Origin of the sequence: Xylanivirga thermophila (assembly GCF_004138105.1) — a bacterium.
Taxonomy (GTDB): Bacteria; Bacillota; Clostridia; order Caldicoprobacterales; family Xylanivirgaceae; genus Xylanivirga; species Xylanivirga thermophila.
In genome coordinates, this window is the sequence record NZ_RXHQ01000032.1 from 22,287 (window position 1) to 30,421 (window position 8,135).

Annotated in this window: 7 protein-coding genes; 5 read left to right on the forward strand and 2 right to left on the reverse strand. The window is 34.5% G+C overall.

What is annotated here, in order from left to right; genetic code table 11:
* Positions 1 to 113: 113 nt before the first annotated feature.
* From EJN67_RS11715 to spo0A, 3 genes are all read left to right on the forward strand, one after another.
* Complete coding sequence (locus tag EJN67_RS11715; protein ID WP_129724494.1) at positions 114 to 1,403, forward strand: hypothetical protein; 1,290 nt, start codon at positions 114 to 116, stop codon at positions 1,401 to 1,403.
* Between the two features lie 69 nt (positions 1,404 to 1,472).
* Positions 1,473 to 2,402: a cysteine synthase A gene (gene cysK / locus EJN67_RS11720; protein ID WP_129724496.1), complete on the forward strand. Its 930-nt coding sequence runs from the start codon at positions 1,473 to 1,475 to the stop codon at positions 2,400 to 2,402.
* A 277-nt stretch (positions 2,403 to 2,679) separates the two neighbouring features.
* Complete coding sequence (gene spo0A, locus EJN67_RS11725; protein WP_129724497.1) at positions 2,680 to 3,456, forward strand: sporulation transcription factor Spo0A; 777 nt, start codon at positions 2,680 to 2,682, stop codon at positions 3,454 to 3,456.
* A gap of 253 nt (positions 3,457 to 3,709) precedes the next feature.
* On the opposite strand, the gene EJN67_RS11730 is transcribed toward spo0A, so the two are convergent.
* Together EJN67_RS11730 and EJN67_RS11735 are read right to left on the reverse strand one after the other, a co-directional pair.
* Positions 3,710 to 4,774, reverse strand: a complete 1,065-nt coding sequence (locus EJN67_RS11730; protein ID WP_129724499.1) for a YibE/F family protein — start codon at positions 4,772 to 4,774, stop codon at positions 3,710 to 3,712.
* An 87-nt stretch (positions 4,775 to 4,861) separates the two neighbouring features.
* Positions 4,862 to 5,326, reverse strand: a complete 465-nt coding sequence (locus EJN67_RS11735) for a Fur family transcriptional regulator (protein ID WP_129724502.1) — start codon at positions 5,324 to 5,326, stop codon at positions 4,862 to 4,864.
* A gap of 171 nt (positions 5,327 to 5,497) precedes the next feature.
* Between EJN67_RS11735 and EJN67_RS11740 the strand changes: the two genes are divergently transcribed.
* Positions 5,498 to 6,370, forward strand: a complete 873-nt coding sequence (locus tag EJN67_RS11740; protein WP_165000853.1) for an AraC family transcriptional regulator — start codon at positions 5,498 to 5,500, stop codon at positions 6,368 to 6,370.
* 166 nt (positions 6,371 to 6,536) lie between these two features.
* Positions 6,537 to 7,970 (forward strand): sulfatase, encoded by a 1,434-nt coding sequence (locus EJN67_RS11745; RefSeq protein WP_129724506.1) that lies wholly within the window; start codon positions 6,537 to 6,539, stop codon positions 7,968 to 7,970.
* Positions 7,971 to 8,135: the final 165 nt, after the last annotated feature.

The window sequence follows — 8,135 nt, forward strand, 5'->3', positions numbered from 1 at the left end:
ATCCGAAATCTCAATATAATATATAACCGTATTTATTATATTTACACAAAAAAGGTTTCTTTTTTTATATTTCTTCATATATTAGTTATAAAGGGTAAAAAGGAGGGAATAGGATGCTGAATAAAAATTACTATCATCGTTCCTTTACTATTTTACAGTCAAAAGATAGGGACTATGGATTATCAAATGGTAAGGAACCGGCGGGATATTGCAAAATGGAGATGAAATCGGGTATGGGTAAGGCGTATGTATATGTTCAAGATATGAAGCCAGGAACATATTATGTATTCTTAGCTTCTTCAGGTAGGCATATCCCTGTTCAGCATTTATGCGAGATTGAAGTAGGTGATAATGGAAGAGGAGAGTGTGTAGGGGATTTTGATGTACAGAATATAGGTAAATCTGGCTTTGGCATAGAGGACTTTAATGGTATAGCTGTTGTAAATATGGCAAAAGACAGCAAAGGGCGGGAGATACATATAGCCTATCCATTGATAGGTTATGCTAATAAACGTATAGAGGTAGATTGGACAGGTCACGTGGAAGAACAGATAAAAGAGCGGTATGGTCCGAAGGATTATGATAATAAAATAACAAATCAATTGGAGTCCGCTGATATTAGATTAGATAGCGAGGAATCTAGTAAAAGCGAAAATACGATGGATCTCAATGAACCTAATATTGAGGCAGTAGAAGAGGAACAGATAGAATCGAACCATTCAGATGAAGATGTGAAAAATTCAGATAATAGGGATGAATCCAATGCAGATATGGTAGGATTAGAAGGGAATGCAGATTCGGAAGAAGAAAATCCATTTACTGAATGGGCGGATATGGCAGAAGAGCCTATAGCAGAAATATTAGAACCAGATCAAGGGACAGAACCAGCAGAAGTGGAGCAAGAGCCGGAACCAGAGTTAGAATTAGATCTAGAACAGGAAGTAGAGATAGAACATGAAGCAAAGGCAGAAATAGAAAAAGAATCTGTTTCTGTAGATCAGTCGGAAGTAGAACCTAAAAGGGAAGGGTATGCTAAAAACAGTGATTCTACCTATTGGAGCAAGGTAGAGAACTATTTTAAAGGACTATTTGAGTCTAATATAAGGATAGATCCATTTTGTGAAGATATGGGGGATTCAGAGTGGATAAGGGTACAATATCCATATTATTATTCAGGATATATGTATCCGGATCACTATATAATAGGTATTATAAGGGAAGATGGGGAAGTAAGGTATGTAGCATATGGCATGCCTGGTGTTCCAAATAGTATGCCACCCATGTGTGGACCCATTGGACCAGTAGGCTTTTATAGATGGTTGCCCATGCAAAATGGATTTGGCATGGGATATTGGATGCTTTATATAGATGCAGATAGTGGAAGCATAGCATATCCATATTGACATGTAATAAACTAGTGATATATTTAGATTAAAAGTTTGAAGATTTACAAAAGAAAGGGGTAACTGGATATGTCAGATATAAAGGATAACATGTTACAGCTTATAGGCAATACTCCCCTTGTTAGACTTAATAAGGTTACAGAAGGTGCTAAAGGGAATGTGCTTGCAAAGGTGGAGTATTTCAATCCTGGCGGGAGTATAAAGGATAGAATAGCCATAAGTATGATTGAAGATGCTGAAAAGCGTGGCATTCTAAAGGCTGGTGGGGTTATAATAGAACCTACCAGTGGAAATACGGGGGTTGGCTTGGCATATGTGGGTGCGGTAAAGGGATATAGGGTAATACTAACTATGCCAGATACAATGAGTATAGAAAGGCGTAGCGTATTAACTGCCTATGGTGCTGAAGTAATACTAACTCCAGGGGCAAAGGGTATGAAAGGTGCTATAGAAGAAGCTGAGAGATTACATGAAGAGATCCCTGGTTCTTTCATACCACAACAGTTTGAAAATATGGCTAATCCAGATATACACAGACATACTACTGCAAGGGAGATATTAAAAGATACGGATGGGAATGTTGATATATTTGTATCCGGCGTGGGTACCGGGGGTACTCTAACAGGAGTAGGACAGGTATTAAAGGAGCATAATCCAAATATTCATATAGTAGCGGTAGAGCCTGAAGGTTCGCCGGTGTTGTCAGGGGGAAATGCTGGTTCCCATGGTTTACAGGGTATAGGAGCTGGCTTTATACCAAGAGTACTCAACATGGATATAATAGATGAGATTGTAAAAATATCAGATGAAGATGCCTTTCATATGACCAAAGATCTGGCTAGGCGGGAGGGGCTTTTAGTAGGCATATCTTCAGGAGCTGCTGTATGCGCTGCTGTTAGCCTTGCAAAGGTTGAAAAAAATGCAGATAAGAATATCGTGGTCATTCTCCCTGATACCGGGCAGAGATATTTGAGTACACCAATATTTACTATGGATTGATATATTTTAGAAAAGAAGCACTATATATAGTGCTTCTTTTCTATTGTATACCATTAAAAGTTAAGGAAAAAAGAGGATTAAGTATAAAAAATACACATTATCATCTTATATGCCTAAAAATAGCAATTAAACTATTTGAAATTATTATGAAATATGTTAAAATAGTATACAATGGTTACATAATTTACTACTAATATAAATTTTCTACATAATTGGGCAAAGTTTGATGAAAAATGTAGTATAATGATGAAAAAAATCACAATAGGAGGAATGCAAAATGGAAGGAAAGGTAAAGGTGGCAATAGCCGACGATAACCCAAATATTGTTGACATCATAGGGAGGTGCATTTCGACTCAAAATGATATGGAAGTTGTAGGAACGGCAAATGATGGAATAATAGCAAATGAGGTTATCTTTAATACTTGTCCTGATGTTGTGCTTTTGGACATGGTTATGCCACGGCTAGATGGTTTGGGGGTATTGGAGACCATAAATTCATCTTCTATGGATGTTCGTCCTTCTTTCATATGTTTATCTGCAGTTGGTCATGAAGATGTAATACGCCGTGCAATTGATCTTGGAGCAAGATATTATATGATAAAGCCATTTGATATGAACATGATGCTTAGGAGAATAAAAGAGGTTGCACAGAAAAATGATGGAGCAGGACCAAGGATATCACCTACGCAAAATACCAGTTCTCAAAATATAGAGGAGAAAATCACTGATATTTTTCTTATAATTGGCATTCCCGCCCACATAAAAGGCTATCATTTTCTAAGGGAAGCAGTAAAAATGGTGGCAGAAAATAATGAGATAATAAATCACATAACAAAAGAACTATATCCTGGTATAGCAGAAAGGTACAACACTACTCCGAGCAAGGTAGAGAGAGCTATACGGCATGCAATAGATGTGGCATGGAGCAGGGGAAAGGTTGAGAATATCAACCAGATATTTGGCTATACGGTTTACCAGAGAAATGAAAAACCGACAAATGGTGAGTTTATAGCACTTTTAGCTGACAAATTAAGCATGGATTATTCGGCGTGATTTTACAGAACATATATTTGGTTGTGAATTATGTGGAAAAGGTTAACGATATATCCACAATATAAAATCGCAATTAATCTATGTTTGGGGATAACTCTGTGGATACTGTGGATCACTCAAAGAATGACTTGTGGATAACTTAAAACTGTATGTGTATAAAAAGAAACTCTTACAAATGGTGAAGAACATGAATTATTATTAGTATAATAATATTTTTAATAAAATAGTAAACTGTTTGGCAGAATGAGATATTCTATGATCCCATTCTGCTCTTTTGTGCCATAGAAGATGCAATGAATACCGTAAATGGAATTGTAAATACCAATCCTATACTTCCACATAGGGATTTAATAATTTCTATTGCTATTAATTCTGAATTTAATGCATAGGTAACAGATGCCTCTGATGCCACATATATCATCAATAATGGTATAGAGCTACCGGTATATGCAAGCACTAAGGTGTTTATCATAGTAGACATGATATCTTTTCCTACTTCGAATCCTGAATTTATAAGGGCGTTTCGTGAAATTCTGGGGGAATGTTTTTTTATCTCAAAGATTGATGATGTTATGGACATACTTACATCCATTACAACACCTATACTTCCTATGATTACAGCACTTATATATAGGCCTCTAAAATCTATTGTAACGCCCATATTGGAAACGATAAAGCCTACATCTTCATTAGCAAAGCCGGTAACCTTTACGGCTTTAGAATATATGTTGGCTAATGCACCTGCAACGGCGGTTCCACCAATTGTACCGAGTATAGAGGCAAAACTTTTCTTTGTGAATCCTGCTATCATTATAAAACTTACTATTATAATTATAGAAGAGTATATTATGGAGACCAATATGGCATCGTATCCTTTTAATATAGCTGGAATCATAAATTTTATTATTATAAAGCCCGAAAACAGGAGCGATAATAAAGATAATGTCCCTTTGATTTTACCAAAGATTAGCACCATTATAAAAAGGATTAATGCCAAGTGTTTAAGCTTATCTAGACGCCAGATATTAATAAAATTGGCATTTAAATTATTTGATTCATCTTCATAGAGTTCTATTAAAATTTTATCATCTTTTTCAATATTAAAATCATAAACAGAATCTTTAAGTAGTTCACGCTCTATTGTAATTATGGTATCTTTGTATTTTCCCTCCATAATCTTGGCTTTAATGGTTTCTGAATGTTCTGTTTGCTGTGGATCATCTAAAACTAAGGCTACTACATTGTCATTATAAAAGGCATATGCTATGCTCGAAGCTAGTAAAGACATGATCAGTATAAAAATTAGTTTTTTATACAATATAATACCCCCCTATTCTTTTTCTAACACTATTAATATGAATTAGATGTAGTATATAGAACTATATATACGGGGGGGTATTATATGCTATATATTCTTTTTGCAATTTTTGCATAATCCATAATATACAATTTCGGTACTTGAGAGTTGAACATCATAATCATTTTCTATAATCTTATTTAGTTGGGTTATCAGATGAATTAAAGGATCTTCATCTATGTCCATTATATAGCCACAGTTTTTACACTTAAAATGTATATGAAGGAGATCTTCATCTGGGCAGATTATTTCATAATAATTATTACCATCGATATTTATTTCTTTTAATATTCCTACATCTGTAAAAAGTTTAATGTTTCTATATATTGTTGCCAAGCCCATATCCTTCGGTCTCAATTTTTCATATAGTTGTTCAACGCTTAAATGGGTATCAGATAGAAGAAATTCTTTTAAAATTTCTGTTCTTTGCCCTGTGGATTTATATCCCATCTTATACAGCAGGTTTTCAAAAAAGGATAGTTTACCATTTAAAGAATTAATATCTTCTTTCATTGTGCTCCTCCTTAAGCTGAATATGTTTATTGGTTTAATAATAATTCATTTGGGTATAATATTCAACATTTTATTGATATTAGGTAGATAGAACATTGTATTCTATAGTTGCATCATGATATACTAATTATATACAGTTTTTATACCCATAATTATCTGGAGGTAATTATTGTGGCAGACAAAAATACACTATTCTATGAGAAACCGAATATAGACGATTCTACTTTTCCCATAAAGATTAAGTATGTATACTCTGACGAATCTACGGATGTATTTTTTAGGACCCATTGGCATAGACATATGGAATTTTTATATTTTATTTCAGGAAAGGCAATTATATATTGCGATTCGAAACCTATCCTTGCAGAGGCGGGAGATTTGATAGTCATAAATAGCAACGAACTGCATCAAGGTCAAAACTTATCCAGTAAGTTAGCAAGGTATTGTATAATTATAGATCCAGACATATTTTATACCAGCTTTATGGACATATGTGAGACGAAATACATATCACCCATAGTACAAAATTATATATTATTCCAAAATAAAATATCCAATGATAAAGAAATAAAAAACTACATAGAGCATATGATTAATGAATATGAAAATCATGAAAATGGATTTGAGTTGATGATAAAAGGGTATATATATCAATTATTAGCTATACTTGTTAGAAAATATGCAATCTCTTATTTGACTCCAGAGGAATATGAAAAACGAGTAGAAAATCTAGAGATGTTTAACAGTGTATTTGAATATGTAGAAGGGCATTATGCTCAAAAAATTTCTCTACAAACGGCAGTTAATATGGTCAATTTAAGCCAGGCCCATTTTTGCAGATTATTTAAAGGTTTAACAGGTAAGACATTTATTGAATATGTTAATTATATAAGGCTTAATAAAGCAGAACAAATGCTTAAGAATTCTGATATGTCTGTAACGGAGATAGCTATTTCTGTTGGATTTAGCGATATTAACTATTTTAGTAGATTGTTTAAGAGGTATAAAGGGGTTTCACCAACTGATATTAGAAAAAGAAATTAATATATGGATTTTGATAAATTTGTACTAGTAAATGATAATATTATTTCTAGAGTAATATTTCTTATTTTGCTATCCTATTATTATAGGAGTTTTTTTATTGCGTTTTAACAGGATTTATAAAAATAATTATGCTTGACTTGCATGATTTTATGGAGGTAATAATGTTATGAGAGTTCTATATTATGATATTGATACTTTAAGACCTGATCATCTTAGATGTTATGGATACCATAGAAATACATCTTCTAATATTGATAGCATTGCCAATGAAGGAGTAATGTTTACTAAGTGTTTTGCATCGGATACGCCATGTTTGCCATCTAGAGCATCTTTGTTTAGTGGACGTTTTGGTATACATACAGGGGTGGTAAACCATGGAGGGGAAGCTGCTGATATGAAATTGGAGGGTAAGGACAGACCATTTGGCATAGGTAATAATTTTGGTTGGATAACTTCTTTTCGCAGAGCAGGCTATCATACTGTATCTATTTCTCCTTTTGCTGAAAGACACGCAGCTTGGTGGTTTTATGAAGGATTCAATGAAATGGTGAATACAGGAAAATGCGGTGGTGAACGGGCTGATGAGATAGTGCCTATAGCTATTGATTGGCTAGATGAACATGGTGATGGAGACAACTGGTTTTTACATATAAATGTATGGGATCCCCATACTCCATATAGGACACCTATGGAATATGGCAATCCCTTTGAAGATGAAGCGGCTCCGGATTGGATAGATGATGATATTATAAAGGCACAATATAACAATTATGGTCCCCATGGTGCTCACGAAACTCCCGCCCATCCGACCTTTCCCAGGATGCTGCCAGAGATAAAGGATACAAATGATTATAAACGGTGGATTGATGCATACGATACGGGCATATGGTATGCTGATATGTTTTTAGGGAAAATAGTAGAAAAGTTAAAGGCCCTTGGCATATATGATGACACTATGATAGTGATATCCTCTGACCATGGGGAAAATCATGGTGAACTAAATATATACGGGGATCATCAAACTGCAGACTATATAACCAGTAGGGTACCTATGATCATAAAGATGCCGGGCGTAAAAGGCGGGAGAATTGATGATGCTCTCCACTACCAATGTGATGTAGGTGCTACTATAACAGAACTTTTAGGAGGCAAGGTTAATCCTAGATGGGATGGAGAAGCCTTTACTGAAGCATTTAATAAGGAAGAAGAAAATGGTAGGGATTATCTTGTAGTTAGCCATTGTGCATGGTCTTGCCAGCGTTCTGTAATATTTGATAAATACATTATGATAAAGACTTATCATGATGGACTTAAAGATTTTCCTGAATATATGCTCTTTGATATAGAAAATGATCCTCATGAACAACATAATTTGGCAGAAGATAGGCCGGATATTATACAAAAGGGCAAGGCATATTTAAATGAATGGTATGATGAGATGATGAGAACATCCAAAGATGGTGTAGATCCATTGAGGACTACTATAATGGAAGGTGGTCCATTGCATACTAGGGGCATGTTGGATAGCTATTGTAAAAGACTAGAAGAAACAGGCAGGGGCAAACTAGCTGAAAAGTTAAGAAATAAATATAATAAATAGTACAGTTAAATACCACTGATATACGTCGGTGGTATTTTTTTCTAAATTGCAATATTAAATGCAACACTTTTGAGAAAATCATACTTATCCATTTACTTCCTCTTGTCAAGGGGAGGGTGGAGATTTTCGAGTGTATACGAGAAAATACTACCCAACCTTGACAAC

Coding starts and splice junctions, on each gene's coding strand:
- EJN67_RS11715 (WP_129724494.1), top strand. CDS start 114: ATGCTGAATAAAAATTACTATCATCGTTCCTTTACTATTTTACAGTCA.
- cysK (WP_129724496.1), top strand. CDS start 1,473: ATGTCAGATATAAAGGATAACATGTTACAGCTTATAGGCAATACTCCC.
- spo0A (WP_129724497.1), top strand. CDS start 2,680: ATGGAAGGAAAGGTAAAGGTGGCAATAGCCGACGATAACCCAAATATT.
- EJN67_RS11735 (WP_129724502.1), bottom strand. CDS start 5,326: ATGAAAGAAGATATTAATTCTTTAAATGGTAAACTATCCTTTTTTGAA.
- EJN67_RS11745 (WP_129724506.1), top strand. CDS start 6,537: ATGAGAGTTCTATATTATGATATTGATACTTTAAGACCTGATCATCTT.